Annotated in this window: 17 protein-coding genes; 8 read left to right on the forward strand and 9 right to left on the reverse strand. The window is 68.7% G+C overall.

Annotated elements, in window-relative coordinates; all coding sequences use genetic code 11:
• Positions 1-204 precede the first annotated feature (204 nt).
• Positions 205-2,262: an elongation factor G gene (fusA, locus tag AC1D2H_RS17350; RefSeq protein WP_478011838.1), complete on the forward strand. Its 2,058-nt coding sequence runs from the start codon at positions 205-207 to the stop codon at positions 2,260-2,262.
• A gap of 6 nt (positions 2,263-2,268) precedes the next feature.
• Here fusA and AC1D2H_RS17355 read toward each other — a convergent pair whose 3' ends face one another.
• Positions 2,269-2,688 (reverse strand): nuclear transport factor 2 family protein, encoded by a 420-nt coding sequence (locus AC1D2H_RS17355; protein ID WP_478011839.1) that lies wholly within the window; start codon positions 2,686-2,688, stop codon positions 2,269-2,271.
• Between the two features lie 147 nt (positions 2,689-2,835).
• Between AC1D2H_RS17355 and AC1D2H_RS17360 the strand changes: the two genes are divergently transcribed.
• From AC1D2H_RS17360 to AC1D2H_RS17375, 4 genes are all read left to right on the forward strand, one after another.
• Positions 2,836-3,405 (forward strand): hypothetical protein, encoded by a 570-nt coding sequence (locus AC1D2H_RS17360; protein WP_478011840.1) that lies wholly within the window; start codon positions 2,836-2,838, stop codon positions 3,403-3,405.
• Between the two features lie 288 nt (positions 3,406-3,693).
• On the forward strand, positions 3,694-3,885 hold the full coding sequence (locus AC1D2H_RS17365) for a hypothetical protein (protein WP_477932582.1): 192 nt from the start codon (positions 3,694-3,696) through the stop codon (positions 3,883-3,885).
• Between the two features lie 65 nt (positions 3,886-3,950).
• Positions 3,951-4,187, forward strand: a complete 237-nt coding sequence (locus AC1D2H_RS17370; RefSeq protein ID WP_477932583.1) for a hypothetical protein — start codon at positions 3,951-3,953, stop codon at positions 4,185-4,187.
• A gap of 236 nt (positions 4,188-4,423) precedes the next feature.
• Positions 4,424-5,266 carry an HDOD domain-containing protein gene (locus AC1D2H_RS17375; RefSeq protein WP_478011841.1) on the forward strand — a complete coding sequence of 281 codons (843 nt, stop codon included), beginning with the start codon at positions 4,424-4,426 and terminating at the stop codon, positions 5,264-5,266.
• Here the strand turns inward: AC1D2H_RS17375 and AC1D2H_RS17380 are convergent.
• From AC1D2H_RS17380 to AC1D2H_RS17390, 3 genes are read right to left on the reverse strand one after another with little or no spacing between them, the layout of a single operon-like run.
• Positions 5,251-5,895: a PEP-CTERM sorting domain-containing protein gene (locus tag AC1D2H_RS17380; protein WP_478011842.1), complete on the reverse strand. Its 645-nt coding sequence runs from the start codon at positions 5,893-5,895 to the stop codon at positions 5,251-5,253. The two genes, AC1D2H_RS17375 and AC1D2H_RS17380, sit on opposite strands and share 16 nt — an antisense overlap.
• A 54-nt stretch (positions 5,896-5,949) precedes the next feature.
• A complete protein-coding gene (locus tag AC1D2H_RS17385; protein ID WP_478011843.1) occupies positions 5,950-6,486 on the reverse strand; it encodes an RNA polymerase sigma factor in 537 nt (178 codons plus the stop codon).
• A gap of 58 nt (positions 6,487-6,544) precedes the next feature.
• Positions 6,545-7,027 (reverse strand): Lrp/AsnC family transcriptional regulator, encoded by a 483-nt coding sequence (locus tag AC1D2H_RS17390; RefSeq protein WP_478011844.1) that lies wholly within the window; start codon positions 7,025-7,027, stop codon positions 6,545-6,547.
• A gap of 119 nt (positions 7,028-7,146) precedes the next feature.
• On the opposite strand from AC1D2H_RS17390, the gene hppD reads away from it, so the two are divergent.
• Positions 7,147-8,286 carry a 4-hydroxyphenylpyruvate dioxygenase gene (gene hppD / locus AC1D2H_RS17395; protein WP_477932593.1) on the forward strand — a complete coding sequence of 380 codons (1,140 nt, stop codon included), beginning with the start codon at positions 7,147-7,149 and terminating at the stop codon, positions 8,284-8,286.
• Between the two features lie 42 nt (positions 8,287-8,328).
• On the opposite strand, the gene AC1D2H_RS17400 is transcribed toward hppD, so the two are convergent.
• Positions 8,329-9,165 carry an esterase/lipase family protein gene (locus tag AC1D2H_RS17400; protein WP_478011845.1) on the reverse strand — a complete coding sequence of 279 codons (837 nt, stop codon included), beginning with the start codon at positions 9,163-9,165 and terminating at the stop codon, positions 8,329-8,331.
• A gap of 35 nt (positions 9,166-9,200) precedes the next feature.
• Between AC1D2H_RS17400 and AC1D2H_RS17405 the strand changes: the two genes are divergently transcribed.
• Positions 9,201-9,902: a DUF8198 family protein gene (locus AC1D2H_RS17405; protein WP_478011846.1), complete on the forward strand. Its 702-nt coding sequence runs from the start codon at positions 9,201-9,203 to the stop codon at positions 9,900-9,902.
• A gap of 64 nt (positions 9,903-9,966) precedes the next feature.
• Positions 9,967-11,700: a long-chain-fatty-acid--CoA ligase gene (locus tag AC1D2H_RS17410; RefSeq protein WP_478011847.1), complete on the forward strand. Its 1,734-nt coding sequence runs from the start codon at positions 9,967-9,969 to the stop codon at positions 11,698-11,700.
• A 24-nt stretch (positions 11,701-11,724) separates the two neighbouring features.
• Here AC1D2H_RS17410 and AC1D2H_RS17415 read toward each other — a convergent pair whose 3' ends face one another.
• From AC1D2H_RS17415 to purE, 4 genes are read right to left on the reverse strand one after another with little or no spacing between them, the layout of a single operon-like run.
• Entirely contained in the window at positions 11,725-12,684 is a 960-nt protein-coding gene (locus tag AC1D2H_RS17415) for an SGNH/GDSL hydrolase family protein (RefSeq protein WP_478011848.1), read from the reverse strand.
• 24 nt (positions 12,685-12,708) lie between these two features.
• Complete coding sequence (locus AC1D2H_RS17420; protein ID WP_478011849.1) at positions 12,709-13,695, reverse strand: L-threonylcarbamoyladenylate synthase; 987 nt, start codon at positions 13,693-13,695, stop codon at positions 12,709-12,711.
• Entirely contained in the window at positions 13,695-14,858 is a 1,164-nt protein-coding gene (locus AC1D2H_RS17425) for a 5-(carboxyamino)imidazole ribonucleotide synthase (RefSeq protein WP_478011850.1), read from the reverse strand. The genes AC1D2H_RS17420 and AC1D2H_RS17425 overlap by 1 nt, the downstream gene beginning before the upstream one ends.
• Complete coding sequence (purE, locus tag AC1D2H_RS17430) at positions 14,858-15,322, reverse strand: 5-(carboxyamino)imidazole ribonucleotide mutase (RefSeq protein WP_477932611.1); 465 nt, start codon at positions 15,320-15,322, stop codon at positions 14,858-14,860. Before purE ends, AC1D2H_RS17425 begins: the two co-directional genes overlap by 1 nt.
• Between the last annotated feature and the right edge of the window lie 2 nt (positions 15,323-15,324).

The following is a 15,324-nucleotide window of genomic DNA, read 5'->3' on the forward strand; positions in this document are numbered from 1 at the left end:
TAGGCCCCGGCGAGGCCGAGCAACGCCGCGCGCGGACTTTTGAGTGACAACCCTTCGGGAGAGGATCTGCGCGGGCGCATGGTGTTGTTGCGCGCCTGGCCTGGGCATGAGCCCAGACGGCGCCGCGCGCCTAGCCCTGCACCCGCGCAGATCCTCTCGCACCGATCCCAGAGGGGTTCGCAGGCCCCACACCGAGGAGGTGCTATGAGTGCTTCAAGCCTGGATTCACGAGTGAGCGCTATCCGAACGGTCGCGCTGGTGGGGCCCGCGTCCGCCGGCAAGACCTTGCTGCTGGAAGCGCTGCTGGCCCATGCCGGCGCCATCCCGCAGGCCGGCAGCATCGAGCGCGGCAGCACGGTGAGCGACCACGACCCGCTGGAGCGGCGCCTCGGCCATTCCCTGCAGTCCAGCCTCGCCCACTTCACCCACGGCGGCATCCGCGTGCACGCCATCGACACGCCCGGTGCGCCTGACTTCGTCGGCCAGGCCCTGCCGGCGCTGGAGGCGGCGGACACGGCCATCATCGTCATCAACGCGCAGAACGGCATCGAGCTGATGGCTCAGCGCCTGCTGGGCGCCGCCGGCGAGCGCGGGCTGACGCGCCTCATCGTCGTCAACAAGATCGACTGCCCCGACACCGACCTGCCCGGGTTGCTGGCCCAGATCCGCGAGGTGTTCGGCAAGGAATGCTTGCCACTGAACTTGCCCGCCGGCGGCGCCAAGCGCGTCGCCGACTGTTTCTTCGCGGCGTCCGGGGACGCCGATTTTTCGTCCGTCGCCGAAGCGCACCGGGCCCTCGTCGAGCAGGTCGTCGAGGTCGATGCGGCCTTTGTCGACCGCTACCTGACCGATGGCGACGTCGACCCGCGGGAACTGCACGCGCCGCTGGAGCAGGCCTTGCGCGAGGGCCACCTGATCCCGGTCTGCTTCTGCTCGGCCAAGACCGGCGCCGGCATTGGCGAGCTGCTGTCGGCCATCGAGGCCCTGATGCCCAACCCGGCCGAGGGCAACCCGCCACCCTTCCTGGAAGGCAAGGGCACCGAGCCCGTGCCCTACCCGGCCAGGCCCGACCCGGCCGCCCATGTGCTGGCCCATATCTTCAAGATCGTCGCCGACCCCTATCTCGGCAAGATGGGCGTCATGCGCGTGCACCAGGGCCGCGTCGCCAAGGGCGGCCTGCTCTTTGTCGGCCATGCGCGCAAGCCCATCCGCGTCGGGCACCTCTTCATGCTGCAGGGCGCCAAGCATGTCGATATCGACGAGGCCCTGCCGGGTGACCTCTGCGCCGTCGCCAAGGTGGACGACCTGGCCTTTGATGCCGTTCTGCACGACGCCCAGGAGGACGAACACATCCATCTGAAGCCGCTGGACTTCCCGACGCCGGTGCATGGCCTGGCCATCAGCCCCGCGCGGCGCGGCGATGAGCAGAAGCTCTGGGAGGTGCTGGCCCGCCTGGTGGACGAAGACCCCTGCCTGCGCATCGAGCAGGCCGGCGAAACCCACCAGACCCTGGTCTACGGCCTGGGCGARCTGCATCTGCGCCTGCTGCTGGAGCGCCTGCGCGAGCTCTACAAGGGCGATGTGCTCACCGAGCCGCCGCGCATCGCCTACCGCGAGACCATCTCGGCCCCGGCCGAAGGCCATTACCGCCACAAGAAGCAGAGCGGCGGCGCGGGCCAGTTCGGCGAGGTCTATCTGCGCGTCGAACCGCTGGAGCGCGGCGCCGGCTTCGAGTTTGTCGACGCGGTCAAGGGCGGCACCATCCCGGGCCAGTTCATGCCGGCCGTCGAGAAGGGCGTGCGCTCGGCCCTGGCCAGCGGCGTCATCGCCGGCTACCCGCTGGTGGACCTGCGCGTCGTCGTCTACGACGGCAAGCACCACTCGGTGGACAGCAAGGAAATCGCCTTTGTCACCGCCGGCCGCCGTGCGCTGATCGAAGCTGTGCGCGAGGCCCGGCCATTGATCCTGGAGCCCATCGTGCAGGTCGAGATCACCGCGCCCGAGCACGGCATCGGCGACATCACCGGCGACCTGGCCTCACGCCGCGGCCAGGTCAACGGCACGCGCGCCGCCGTGCCGGGCAGCCTCATCGTGCAGGGCCTGGCGCCGCTGGCGGAACTGGCCAGCTACCAGACGCGGCTGAACGCGATCACTGCGGGCGAAGGGCGCTACACGCTGCTGCTGTCGCACTACGAGGCGGTGCCGCCCAACACCCAGACTGCCCTGGTCGGCGCCTACAAGGCGCACGACGAGAGCGACTGAGCGGCGTCAGTGCTTGGCCTTGGCGGCCGTCTTCTTGGCCGCCGGCTTGGCCTTGGCGTCGACTTCGGTCTCGGTGTGCATCACGCACAGCCATTCGCCGTCCTTGCGCAGCCAGACGGACGAGTCGGCCATTTCCTGCTCGATTTCATCGGACTTGCCGCGCGGCGCCAGCGTCTGTTTGGCGTGGTAGGTCAGCACGGCGGTGTCGTCGTTGGGGTACATGACCTGCATGTCGCTGAGCTTGAACGACTTGATGACCATGCTGCCCTTCTCGGCCATCTCGCGGTACTGGTCGTGGTCGAACTGCATGGCGCCATGCGAGCTGACCATCATGGACGGCTCGGCCAGCAGTCGGGTGTCTTCGTCCACCATGGACTGCCAGAACTTCTTTTCCAGCGCGATGAGGGTGCTGTCTGCGGGGTGCATGCCAATCTCCTTTGACGGCCTAAAACCTCACTATGGGCGCCACCGGGCGTGCCCGCAGTAGGAGTCGCCAGCCCCGCCCGGTCGGAGCCGTCCTACGGCTCGGGTGGCGCAGAAGTGAAGGTGAAGATCCATTTATCATTGCGGTCCATGCCCAGCGCCCCCCGCGACGTCGCGCAGATCCGATTGGACAACGCGATGCGGCTGTTCGAAGAGTTCGTCAGCGCCACCGTCAAACATGCCGATGCGGCCACCTTGCGTGGCCTGGAGCGACGCTTTGCCGAACGGCTGCAGATCCAGCCCAGCTACTGGAGCCAGATCAAGGGCCGCTCGCGCCAGATCGGCGAGCGCCTGGCGCGCCAGTTCGAGCAGCTCTGCCACAAGCCGCCGGGCTGGATGGATCTGGAACACGGGGCATCGGCCCCTCTGGCGTCGCTCGCCATGCCTGCACCTGTCGCGTCTGCAGAGGCGGACTCGCCCAGTCTGCCCAAGGATGACGACGAGCGCTTCATCATCGGCCTGGTGCTGACCTACTACCGCCGCCACCCGCAGCGCGCCCGCACGCGGCTGCTGGACCTGCTCGGCGAAGTGCTCACGCCCACCGCCACGCCGGCACCCGCGCCGGTGGCCAAGGCCGCCGCGCCCAGCCCGCAGGCCGAGCTGGACGAATGGCGCAGGCTGCAGGCCGGCATCGCCCCGCTCAAGCCCAAAAAACGCTGATCCTCGGACGCATCCGTCATTGGACGGTGGGGACTACTCACGTTAGGGGTGTTGGATAAAAACCGCTTGCGCAAGAGCAACGTTTGTTTATCATTTGCGCAAGTTGTGGCGTGTTGCAGTTCTCCCGCCACAGCGAGGTCGCACACCCAAGCCCCCTGACCGCCCGGCCCGCTTGCCTCGAGCGCCAAGCCCCGGGCATCCCAAACCTTTCACGCAAACGCTGGCGCCACCCCGGGCCGAGCCGCTGCATTGCCCGCCGCCCACGCGCGGCCCCAACCGGAGCACGCCATGCCCCAGTTCACCTCTCCCCGTCCCCTGCAGATCAAGGCGCTCAAACCGCGCAATCCGCTGGTGGCACCGGCCATGAAACGCCAGGCCGGCGCCCACCGCAGCGCCCACGACGCCCATGCCCAGCGCCAGCAGGCCCGCCTCGAATTGCGACGCCTGCTGCGCGACAGATTCCCCGACGACAGCCCCTGACAACAGCGCACCGTCAGCTCCCTCATCCATCTCATGAGGGCCGGCTTGGTGCCAAGGAGACCCTCATGAGATTGATCGAGTTGAGCGGCCCCGACGCCGCCGAAACCCACGCCGCCTGGGCCCGCCGCTGGACCCGCGTCAAGCGCGCCGCCCGCGCGATCCGGCTGGTGTTCTCGCCGGCCTACCGCCGCCGGCGCGCCCGCAACCACCTGGAGTTCTATGCCGAAGCCGGCGCGCCCGAAGGGGCGCTCTACGTCGACGGCAAGCTGACTGCCCAGTTGGAAGGCGTGCGCAGGCTGTAGGAAAGGCGCCCCTCGTTCGCTCTTGCTCCGGCTGAACGCCGGCAAGTGCGAAAGGTCCCCCGAGGGGACGCCGATGCTTGCCGTATTGACCGGCAAGCACATCGCCAGCCGGGCCGGCTTGGGAGCGGCCCTGCGCTCGCCCCGAAATAGTGGTGCCGTCAAAGCTGAAATGGTTGGCAAAACGGGACCGCTTCTGACGAGCAGGCGGCCCCACCCGGGCCTAGCATCGGGACAACATGGCCGAACGTCTGCGCCTGACCGCCCCATTGCCCAGCCTGGATGCCTGGGTGGACGCTTTTGCGCGGGCGGAGATCCCCGTGCTGGCCGAGACGGCCGAGTCGCTGGAGCACATGCGCGCGACCGAGGACGACGTCGATGCGCACGGTCTGGGCGAGATGATCGCCGCCGACCCGCTGATGACGCTCAAGGTGCTGGCGCATGCCAGCGAGCTCAAGCGCAGCCACAGCTTCGGCCTGCAGGCGGCCCCCGAGACGGTGACCGCCGCCATCGTGCTGATGGGCATCACCCCCTTTTTCCGCGACTTCGGCCCGCAGCCGACGCTGGAGATGGTTCTCGCCGACAACGACGAGGCCCTGCTCGGCCTGTCACGCGTGATGCAGCGCGCCGAGCGCGCCTCACGTTTCGCGCTGGGCTTTGCCGCCCACCGCGCCGATCCCGACGCCGCCGTCATCCACAGCGCTTCGCTGCTGCACGACTTTGCCGAAATGCTGCTGTGGGTGCATGCGCCCGAGCTGGCGCTGAAGATTGCCGCACTGCAGGAAGCCGACCGGCATCTGCGCAGCGCGGTCGCGCAACGCCAGGTGCTGGGCCTCGAACTGGCCGACCTGGAGCAGGCCCTGATGCGGCGCTGGCGCCTGCCGGAGCTGCTGACGCGCATCACCAGCGAAAAGGACGGCCGCGACCCGCAGATCCGCTGCGTGCACCTGGCCGTGCGCCTGGCGCGGCACACGGCGCGGGGCTGGGATGACGCCGGTGTGCCGGACGACCTGCACGACATCGCCGAGTTGCTCAACCTCAGCGAAGCCCACGCGCTAAAGCTGCTTCACGAATTCGACTGACGCCGACGACGGCTCAGGAAAGCGACCAACCCCAAACCACCCAGGAGCAACGCAGCGCTGGTCGGCTCCGGCACCGGCGTGGCCGTGAAGTTGGCGTTGTTGGGCGCGAAGTCCGAGATGGCGGCATTGCCGGCGAAGGCGCCGTCGCGCGGCCACAGGTTGAAGGTGTAGTCCAGCTTGTTGAAGCCGGTGCTCGGCAGCAGGCTGCCGCTGACCGTGCCGGTGATGACATTGCCGCTGATGGTGACCGAGCCCGCAGGCAGGTTGCCGGCGCCGCCCACCGAGCCGGTGCCATTGGGGCGCAGGATGACGACGCGGTCGAAGCGCACGCCGTTCACCCCCAGGCTCGCGAATCCGGCCGTGCCCGCGCCGCGGTTGACGCCCCACACATAGAAGCCCGCCGCCGTGCTGCCGGGCGCCCCGTCCAGCGTCGCCGTCAGCGTGAAGACGTCGGTACCCGGGTTGTAGAAGACGCTGGCGGACAGCACGTCCAGGTCATGGCTGCTGCTGCTGCCCGCGAATGTGGCGAGAAAGTCGCCCTGCGGGTCGGTGATGCCGTCCAGCGCGTGGCTGGCCAGGGGCAGGCCGAGCAGGGCCGCAGCCAGGAGGGTCGTAACGGGAAGGCGCATGCTGACTCCAGAAAGATTCGTTGAAGGGCCGCGTGGCCCGCCTTGCGTGGACGCTCAGAACGAGGCTCTATTCCCCGCCCCCCTAGAAGTCCGGTCGCCCGACACCAGCCCGCGCAGCCTCTCGCGGCCACGCGACAGCCGCGACATCACGGTGCCGATGGGGATGTGCAGCGCCTGGGCGATCTCGGCGTAGGCCATGCCTTCCAGTGCGACGAGCAACAGCACCTCGCGCTGCTCGTCCGGCAGGGCGGCCAGCGCCTTGTACAGGTCGCGCAGGGCCAGGCGTTCGGCCTGCGTCGCCGCGACGGAAACCTCGGGGACGTGACCGTCGTCCAGCTCGACGACGTCCAGGCGGCCGCGTCGCAGCGCGTCGACATGCAGGTTGTGCATGATGCTGAACAGCCAGGTGCGCATGTCGCCCACGCCCTGCCAGAGGCCGGCACGCGACCAGGCGCGCTCCAGCGTGTCCTGCACGAGGTCATCGGCATCCTCGCGATTGCGGCGCAGCACCCGCGCGTAGCGGCGCAATCGGGGCAGCCAGCCCAGCATGGCGCCGGCGTCGGGCGACGAGGGGGGTTGCAGGCTGGCCATGGCCGGTGAATACCGGCCGGCCCTTCAGCGGTTCAATTCAGCGGTTCAATTCAACGGCTCACACCGGCACAGCAGTCGTGTTCTTCAGCCTTTCCAGCACGAAGCTGGTCTTGCAGTCCTGCACGCTGGGGTGCATCAGCAGCGTGTCGCTGATGAAGCGGGCGTAGTGCTGCATGTCCTGCACCAGCACGCGCAGCAGATAGTCCATCTCGCCCGTCAGCGCTGCGCATTCGACGACCTCGGGCCAGGTCTGCACGGCGGCGCGGAAGAGATCGCGCGGGTTGCGCAGCGGGTTGTCGGTCTGCTTCTCCAGCCTGACATTGATATAGGCCGTCAGGCCCAGGCCGATGCGCTCCGGCGCCACCAGGGCGACATAGGAGGCGATGACACCCGCCTCCTCCAGCCGGCGCACGCGGCGCAGCACCGCGGAGGACGACAGGCCGGCTTCGGCGGCCAGCGCGTCATAGGTCAGGCGGCCGTCGGCCTGCAGCGCGCGCAGGATGCGGCGGTCGATGGCGTCGAGCTCGATGGGTGCGTCCATTGGATTATTTTTGCAGCTTTACTGCGCCACAACGACGTATTGCGCCTCAAATTGCATGAAATCTGCGCCCCTCGCGCCGCAGAATTTCCACTTTCAACGCACTCTCGACGGGGCAACGCATGGCCAAGTTCACTCCCTGGGACAACCCCATGGGCACCGACGGTTTCGAGTTCATCGAGTTCGCCGCGCCCGACCCGGCCGGCCTGGGCGCCTTGTTCGAGACCATGGGCTTCAAGGCCGTTGCCAAGCACCGCCACAAGAGCGTGACGCTGTATCGCCAGGGCGGCGTCAACTTCATCATCAACGCCGAGACCGACTCCTTCGCGCAGCGCTTCGCCCGCCTGCACGGCCCGTCGATCTGCGCCATCGCCTTCCGCGTCGACAACGCCGCTCACGCCTACAACCGCGCACTGGAGCTGGGCGCCTGGGGCTTCGACAACAAGGCCGGCCCGATGGAGCTGAACATCCCGGCCATCAAGGGCATCGGCGACTCGCTGATCTATTTCGTCGACCGCTGGCAGGGCAAGCACGGCGCCAAGGCCGGCGCCATCGGCAACATCTCGATCTATGACGTGGACTTCGTGCCGCTGCTGGACGCCCAGGGCCAGCCGGTCGACCCGAATCCGGCCGGCCACGGCCTGACCGAGATCGACCACCTGACGCACAACGTCTTCCGCGGCCGCATGAAGGAGTGGTCGGAGTTCTACGAGCGCTTCTTCAACTTCCGCGAGGTGCGCTACTTCGACATCGAAGGCAAGCTGACCGGCCTGAAGAGCAAGGCCATGACCAGCCCCTGCGGCAAGATCCGCATCCCGATCAACGAGAGCTCGGACGACAAGAGCCAGATCGCCGAATACCTGGACCTGTACCACGGCGAGGGCATCCAGCACGTGGCGCTCGGCACGACCGACATCTACAAGTCGGTCGAAGGCATGAAGGGCACGGGCGTGGCCTTCCAGGACACCATCGAGACCTATTTCGACCTCATCGACAAGCGCCTGCCGGGCCATGGCGAGAACGTCGACGAACTGCGCCGCCTGCGCATCCTCATCGACGGCGCCACCCACCTGGGCGTGGACAACGAGCTGCTGCTGCAGATCTTCACCAAGGAAGTGATCGGCCCGATCTTCTTCGAGCTGATCCAGCGCAAGGGCAACGAAGGCTTCGGCGAGGGCAACTTCAAGGCCCTGTTCGAGAGCATCGAGCTCGATCAGATCCGCCGCGGCGTGCTGACCGACACCGAAGCCAAGGCCGTCTGAGATAGCCCCTCGCCCAGCGCTCGGCCCGAAAGCCTGGAATGCCTAGGCCAGCAACGCCTCCTGGACAAGGTTCCAGGCCTCGTCCGAGTGGACGAGGCCCATATGGCCCACGCCGTCCAGCCGGTGCGCCCGCGCGCCGGCCAGGATGGCCCGCTCCGCCGGGTTGACGATCTGGTCGCAGGGCGTCCAGAAGCAGTCGACGTCGGGCAGCCCGGGCAGGGCCGCCAGCCAGGCATTGCCCAGGCGCATCTGCCGGGTGTTGATGCCCAGCCCCAGCGCCGCCATGCGCGTGCCCTGGTGGGGCGAGCCCAAGGTGATGACGTGCGGCGCCTCGTGGCCCGCGCCGTACTGGCGCCACCAGGCTCGCAGCGCCAGGCCGCCCATGCTGTGGGCGCAGAGGATGGGCATGCGCCCCGTGTGCGCCTTGAGCCGCTGCACGCCGGCCTCGATCTCGCCGGCATAGGCGTCGATGCTGCCGAAGGCCGGCTCCAGCGACGGCGCGACAAAGGCCACGCCCTGCTCGCGCAGCCGCTCCATCCAGCCGTTCCAGCGCCCGCGGTTGCAGGAGAAGCCGTGCACCAGCAGCATGCCGCGCCCGGCGCCCGCCGGCAGATGGTCGGGCTCGACCCATTCCCGCCAGGGCTGGCGCCAGGAGAAGGCCAGTTCGCTGGCGATCACTTCCCTGGCCCAGGCCCGCAGCAGCTGGCTCCAGGTCGGCGCTGGCCGGTTGACCCAGCGCAGCTGCAGGAAGCCGCCCGCCAGGATGGCCGCATGCAGGCCCAGCGTCAGCACGCCCCAAGCCCAGCCAAAGCGCCAGCCGACCGCCAGCGCCACGGCCAGCCTCAGCAGCACCCAGATCCTTTGCAGTCGTCCATTCATCGCCCGAGTGTAGGAAGGCAGAATTCCGCCGACCCATGGACCATCTCAGTGCCGAATCCCTGCTGAAGGAGCTGCGCGCCGTCGACGCCGAACGCGCCCGCCGTGCCACCGACCCCGAGCTCGAAGCCCGCGTCCAGGCCCTGAAGACCTACCAGCAGCGCCGCTTCGCCGCCAGCTACGCCGACCTGCTGGCCAACCCGCGCTACGAAGCCGCCACGCGCTTCTTCCTGCACGAGCTCTACGGCCCCGACGACTACCGCCAGCGCGACGCCCAGTTCGCCCGCGTAATCCCGACGCTGACCCGCCTCTTTCCCGAGGAGGTCGTCGACACCGTCGCCAGGCTGGCGCGCCTGCATGCCCTGTCCGAGCGCCTGGACACACGCATGGCCGAGCATCTGCTGTCGCCAGAGATCACGGCCCATGACTACGGCATCGCCTGGCGGGCCTGCGGCGAGCCGGCCTCGCGCCAGCAGCAGATCGAGCTGACCATGGCGGTCGGCGAGGCGCTGGACAAGCTCACGCGCAAGCCCCTGCTGCGCCAGACGCTGAAGCTGATGCGCGGCCCGGCGCAGATGGCCGGCCTGGGCGCGCTGCAGAGTTTTCTCGAAAGCGGCTTCGACGCCTTCCGCGCGATGCGTGGCGCGGGCGAGTTCCTGTCCACTGTGCGACACCGCGAGGACACACTCGCACGCGCTTTGTTTCGTGCCGATGCCTCTGCGTTAGGGCAACTCCCCTAGCTTGATGTAACCGGCCGTCCCAACATCATCGGCTTCACCCAGCGCACGCCAGAAGGGCCCGCCGATGACCGCCGTACTTGCCGAAGTCACCGAAGTGACATCCCGCGCCAAGCCCTGGCTGGCCAGCTATCCGGCCGGCGTGCCGGCGCAGATCGACACCCGCGTCTACGGCTCGCTGGTGGACCTGCTCAACGAGGCCTTCCGCAAGCACGCCCAGCGCGACGCCGCCATCTGCCTGGGCCAGCGCATGCGCTTCAGCGAGGTCGACCAGCTGTCCACGCAGCTCGGCGCCTGGCTGCAGGCCCAGGGGCTGAAGCAGGGCGACCGCGTCGCCATCATGATGCCCAACCTGCTGCAGTACGGCGTGGCCATCGCGGCCATCCTGCGCGCGGGCTTCGTCGTCGTGAACGTGAACCCGCTGTACACGCCACGCGAGCTGGAGCACCAGCTCAAGGACTCGGGCGCGCGCGCCATCGTCGTGCTGGAGAACTTCGCGCACACGCTGTCCGAGGTCATCAACGCCACCGACGTGAAGCATGTCGTGCTCGCCTCCATGGGCGACCTGTTGAACTGGTGGAAGGGCCCGCTGATCAACTTCGCGGTGCGCCACCTGAAGAAGATGGTGCCGGAGTTCCGCTTGGCCCAAGGCGACGGCCGCACCGTCGTGCGCTTCAACGAGGCGCTGCGCCACGGCGAGCGCCTGTCGCTGAAGAAGGCCGAACTCGGCCCCGACGACGTCGCCTTCCTGCAGTACACCGGCGGCACCACCGGCGTGTCCAAGGGCGCCACCCTGCTGCACCGCAACATCGTCGCCAACATCCTGCAGGTCGAGGCCTGGTTCCAGCCCATGCTGGCCAAGCTGCCCGACCAGAACATGCAGTTCACCAATGTCTGTGCGCTGCCGCTGTATCACATCTTCGCGTTGACGGCCTGCTTCATGCTCGGCGCGCGCATGGGTCACCTCAACATCCTCGTGCCCAACCCGCGCGACATCCCCGGCTTCATCGACACGCTGCGCGGCCACAAGATCCACATCTTCCCGGCCGTCAACACGCTGTTCAATGCGCTGGCCGCCGACCCGAGCTTCTCGCGCCTGGACTTCTCCGAGCTCGTCATCTCCAACGGCGGCGGCATGGCCGTGCAGCAGGCCACGGCCGAGAAATGGCTCAAGGTCACCGGCTGCCCGGTCGTCGAAGGCTATGGCCTGTCCGAGACCTCGCCGGCCGCCACCATCAACCCGCTGGACCAGCGCGCCTTCAACGGCAGCATCGGCCTGCCGGTGCCGTCCACCGAGATCGCCATCCGCGACGACGACGGCAACGATCTGCCCATCGGCGAGCGCGGCGAGATCTGCATCCGCGGCCCGCAGGTCATGGCCGGCTACTGGAAGCGCCCCGACGAGACCGCCAACGTCATGTGCGCCGACGGCTTCTTCAAGACCGGCGACATCGGCATCATGGATACGCGCGGCTATGTGCGCATCGTCGACCGCAAGAAGGACATGATCCTGGTCAGCGGCTTCAATGTGTACCCGACCGAGATCGAGCAGGTCGTCAACATGCACCCCGGCGTGCTGGAGTGCGCCGCCATCGGCGTGCCGGACGCCAAGTCCGGCGAGGCCGTCAAGCTCTTCGTCGTCAAGAGCGACCCGGCCCTGGCCGAGGAAGACCTGGCCAGCTATTGCACGGCGCAGATGACGGCCTACAAGCGGCCCAAGTTCATCGAGTTCCGCGACGAGCTGCCCAAGAGCAACGTCGGCAAGATCCTGCGCCGCGAGCTGCGCACCACGACGGCCTGAGGCGGCCGCCGCGCGCGGCGGGCTTCAGAACGGGTTGTTTTTCGCGCGGCCCAGGAAACTGGAGCCCAGGTCGGCCTGCGCCTTCGGGCCCAGCAGCGTGTCGCCGGCCCACATCCACTGCGTCGCATTGGCGTCGGTCACCAGCGTATCGATCGTGCAGTCCTGCGCCGCGACGTCGGTGCGGCAGGCCGCATCCGTCACGTTGACGAAACCGGCGATGCTGGGGAAGCGGACGCGCTGCTGGACGTACTCGTCAAGCAGCACCAGGCCAACCAGGCGACCGTCGTTCAGCAGGTTCAGACGCATGGTCGTGTTGAAGGCCGCGCTCAGGTCATTCAGGAAGATGGCGCGGTCGATGTCGGTCTGCTGCTGCCTTTCCTTCTGGCCGAAGGGCGTGACGCCGACGTCGAAGATGGTGCTCACCACCACACGGCCGTTCGCGTTGGCGATGCGGTTGACCTGGTCGGCCAGCAGCTTGCCACGGGCCTTGGCCTCGTTGATCAGCGAGTCACGGCTCTGCTGCGGGAACTGGCGGTAGAGCTCGACGATGTCGTTGACGCCGACCATGATGGCCACGATGTCCTTGGGCCCGAAGCGGTCGTTGGACAGGTGCTGGTCGATCTTGTCGCGCACGTCGGCCACTTTCTGGCCCGCCGCCGCGTACATGATGCCCTGAGGCAGCGCGACGAAGTCGGTGTTGCACTGCGGGTAGACGAAGCTGAAGCCGGCGGCCAGGATCTGGCTCCAGATCGGGCTCTGCTTGCAGTCCACCAGCTTGGTGTCGGCGTTCAGGCCATTGATCGTGTACTTCTTGCCGCTTTGCAGGATGGTGCCCATCTCGTCGCCGAAGGCGATGACGCGGGTGGGCGCAAAGGGGTCGATCTGCTGCGTGCTGCCGCCGCCGCAGCCGGCGATCAGCGCGGCCGCCGCAATCGTGGCCAAGGCCAGGCCGCGCTTCAATTTCTGGGACACAACACGTTGCATGACGATCAACTCAGGGACAAAAACTCAATCAGTGAAGGCGGCAGCGGCCCGGCTGAGCCGGTCCCGCACGCCATCCCAGGCGGGGTCGCGCGGTGGCGCTTCGACCCAGATCTCGCGGGCGCCGGCCGCATCCAGGGCCCGCAGCACCGCAAACAGTTCGTGGGCCGCTGCCGCCGGGTCGGCCGGCAGGGCCTGCCAACGCCAGGCTGGCAACTGGGCGCGTGAATATACCGCCACCCCTTCCAGGCCCCCGCTGGCGGCCGCTGTGGCCAAACGTAAAGCCAGGGCCTCGGCATCCAGCAGGCGCACATGGGCGCTCGGCGCGTAGTGGGCTGCCAGCGTGCCCGAGGCCTTGGGCGCGGTGGCGTCCGGTTCGGCCAGCGTCTGGCCCAGGGCCGCCTCGATGCGGGGGCGGCTGAGCAGGCCGGGGCGCAGCAGGGTCGGCGTGGCGCGGCTGCAGTCGACGATGCTGGACTCGATGCCGACCTCGCAGGCGCCACCATCGAGCACCATCAGGCCGGGGCCGAATTCCTCGGCGACATGTCTGGCCAGCGTCGGGCTGACCCGGCCGAAACGGTTGGCGCTGGGAGCGGCCACGCCCTCGACGCCCAGTTCGCGTGCCGCCGCCAGCACGGCGCGGGCGACCGGGTGGGCCGGCGAGCGCAGTGCCACGGTGGCATGGCCCCCGGCCGCGGCCTCGGCCATGCCGGCCTTGCGCGGCACGATGACGGTCAGCGGACCGGGCCAGAAGGCCTCCATCAGCCGGCGCGCCGTGGCGGGCAGGTGGTCGGCAAAGGGCTCGGCACCGGCGACGTCCAGCACATGGACGATCAGCGGGTGGTCGCTCGGCCGGCCCTTGGCGGCAAAGATCTTGGCCACGGCCGCGTCGCGGTCGGCTCGCGCGGCCAGGCCATAGACCGTCTCGGTCGGCAGGCCCAGCAGCTCGCCGTCGGCCAGGCGGCGCGCGGCGGCCTGCACGGCTTCGGGGTCGTGACCGGGGAGGACCAGCATCAGAAGTCGGTCGGCAGACCCAGCATGGCGGCGGCCTGCAGGGCCACGTCGTGCGCCGCCGCGGGCGAGTCGGCCGTGATGTTCAGATGGCCCATCTTGCGGCCGTGGCGCGCCTCGGCCTTGCCGTAGAGATGCAGATGCGTGCCGGGCAGGGCCAGCACCCGCTCCCAGGCCGGCGGCGTCGGGCCGCCATCCTCGTTGAACCACAGCTCGCCCAGCAGGTTGAGCATGACGCTGGCCGAATGCTGACGCGGCTCGGGCAGCGGCAGGCCGGTCAGCGCCCTCACCTGCAGCTCGAACTGCGACACGTCGGCGCCGTTCATCGTCCAGTGGCCGGAGTTGTGCGGCCGCGGCGCCATCTCGTTGACGACCAGGCGGCCATCCTGCAGCCAGAAGAACTCAACGCACAGCACGCCGACGTAGTCCAGCGCGGCGGCCACCTGGYGGGCCGCGGCGACGGCGAGCTTGTCCACCTCGGCCGGCACGTCGGGCGCCGGCACCTCGGTGACGGCCAGGATGCCGCCGCGGTGCAGGTTCTGCTGCACGGGGAAGTTGACGATCTGGCCGTCCGCGCCACGCGCCACCAGCACGCTCAGCTCGAGCTTCAGCGGCAGCAATTGCTCCAGCACGCAGGGCACGCGCTTGAGCCCTTCCCAGGCCTGGGCCAGCTCTGCCGCGGTCGCGACGCGTACCTGGCCCTTGCCGTCATAGCCCATGCGGCTGGTCTTCAGGATGCCGGGCAGCAGGGCGGGGTCGACGGCCGCCAGCTCGATCTCATTGCTGATGACGGCATGCGGCGCACAAGGCACGCCGGCCGCCTCGAAATGCGCCTTCTCGATGGCGCGGTCCTGGCAGACGGCGACGGCCGCTGCGGCGGGCGCCACGATGCGCATGCCGGCCAGCGTGTCCAGCGCCAGGGCCGGCACGTTCTCGAACTCGGTCGTGATGGCGTCGCAGTCGCGCGCCAGCTGGGCCAGGCCGAAGGAGTCCAGGTAGTCGGCCTTGATGTGTTTGTCGGCCACGGCGCCGGCGGGGCTGATGGCGTCCGGGTCGAGCACGATGCAGCGGTAGCCCAGGGCCTGGGCCGCGTGCACGAACATGCGGCCGAGCTGGCCGCCGCCGAGGACGCCAAGCGTCGCGGCACCGGGGAGCAAAGCAGTCATCAGCGCAGTTCCTCGCTCATCGCGCAGGCGACTGCTGTCTGTTTGGTGCGGAATGCATTCAGCTTGTCCAGCAGCGCGGCGTTGCCCGTCGCCAGCATCGCCACCGCGAACAGCGCCGCATTGGCCGCGCCGGCATTGCCGATGGCAAAGGTCGCGACCGGGATGCCCTTGGGCATCTGCACGATGGAGTGCAGGGAATCGACGCCCTGCAGATGGCGGCTGGCGACCGGCACGCCCAGCACCGGCACCGTCGTCTTGGCGGCCAGCATGCCCGGCAGATGGGCCGCACCGCCGGCGCCGGCGATGATGGCCTTGAGCCCCCGGCCGGATGCGGCCTCGGCATAGGCGAACATCTCGTCGGGCATGCGGTGGGCGGAGACCACCTTCGCCTCAAAGCCGACACCGAACTCGGTCAGAATCTCGGCTGCCAGCTTCATCGTTTCCCAGTCACTGCTGGAGCCCATGA

This window comes from Roseateles sp. P1_C1_2, assembly GCF_056406535.1.

Coding starts and splice junctions, on each gene's coding strand:
- AC1D2H_RS17355 (WP_478011839.1), bottom strand. CDS start 2,688: ATGCACCCCGCAGACAGCACCCTCATCGCGCTGGAAAAGAAGTTCTGG.
- AC1D2H_RS17360 (WP_478011840.1), top strand. CDS start 2,836: ATGCCCAGCGCCCCCCGCGACGTCGCGCAGATCCGATTGGACAACGCG.
- AC1D2H_RS17365 (WP_477932582.1), top strand. CDS start 3,694: ATGCCCCAGTTCACCTCTCCCCGTCCCCTGCAGATCAAGGCGCTCAAA.
- AC1D2H_RS17370 (WP_477932583.1), top strand. CDS start 3,951: ATGAGATTGATCGAGTTGAGCGGCCCCGACGCCGCCGAAACCCACGCC.
- AC1D2H_RS17375 (WP_478011841.1), top strand. CDS start 4,424: ATGGCCGAACGTCTGCGCCTGACCGCCCCATTGCCCAGCCTGGATGCC.
- AC1D2H_RS17380 (WP_478011842.1), bottom strand. CDS start 5,895: ATGCGCCTTCCCGTTACGACCCTCCTGGCTGCGGCCCTGCTCGGCCTG.
- AC1D2H_RS17385 (WP_478011843.1), bottom strand. CDS start 6,486: ATGGCCAGCCTGCAACCCCCCTCGTCGCCCGACGCCGGCGCCATGCTG.
- AC1D2H_RS17390 (WP_478011844.1), bottom strand. CDS start 7,027: ATGGACGCACCCATCGAGCTCGACGCCATCGACCGCCGCATCCTGCGC.
- hppD (WP_477932593.1), top strand. CDS start 7,147: ATGGCCAAGTTCACTCCCTGGGACAACCCCATGGGCACCGACGGTTTC.
- AC1D2H_RS17400 (WP_478011845.1), bottom strand. CDS start 9,165: ATGAATGGACGACTGCAAAGGATCTGGGTGCTGCTGAGGCTGGCCGTG.
- AC1D2H_RS17405 (WP_478011846.1), top strand. CDS start 9,201: ATGGACCATCTCAGTGCCGAATCCCTGCTGAAGGAGCTGCGCGCCGTC.
- AC1D2H_RS17410 (WP_478011847.1), top strand. CDS start 9,967: ATGACCGCCGTACTTGCCGAAGTCACCGAAGTGACATCCCGCGCCAAG.
- AC1D2H_RS17415 (WP_478011848.1), bottom strand. CDS start 12,684: ATGCAACGTGTTGTGTCCCAGAAATTGAAGCGCGGCCTGGCCTTGGCC.
- AC1D2H_RS17420 (WP_478011849.1), bottom strand. CDS start 13,695: ATGCTGGTCCTCCCCGGTCACGACCCCGAAGCCGTGCAGGCCGCCGCG.
- purE (WP_477932611.1), bottom strand. CDS start 15,322: ATGGGCTCCAGCAGTGACTGGGAAACGATGAAGCTGGCAGCCGAGATT.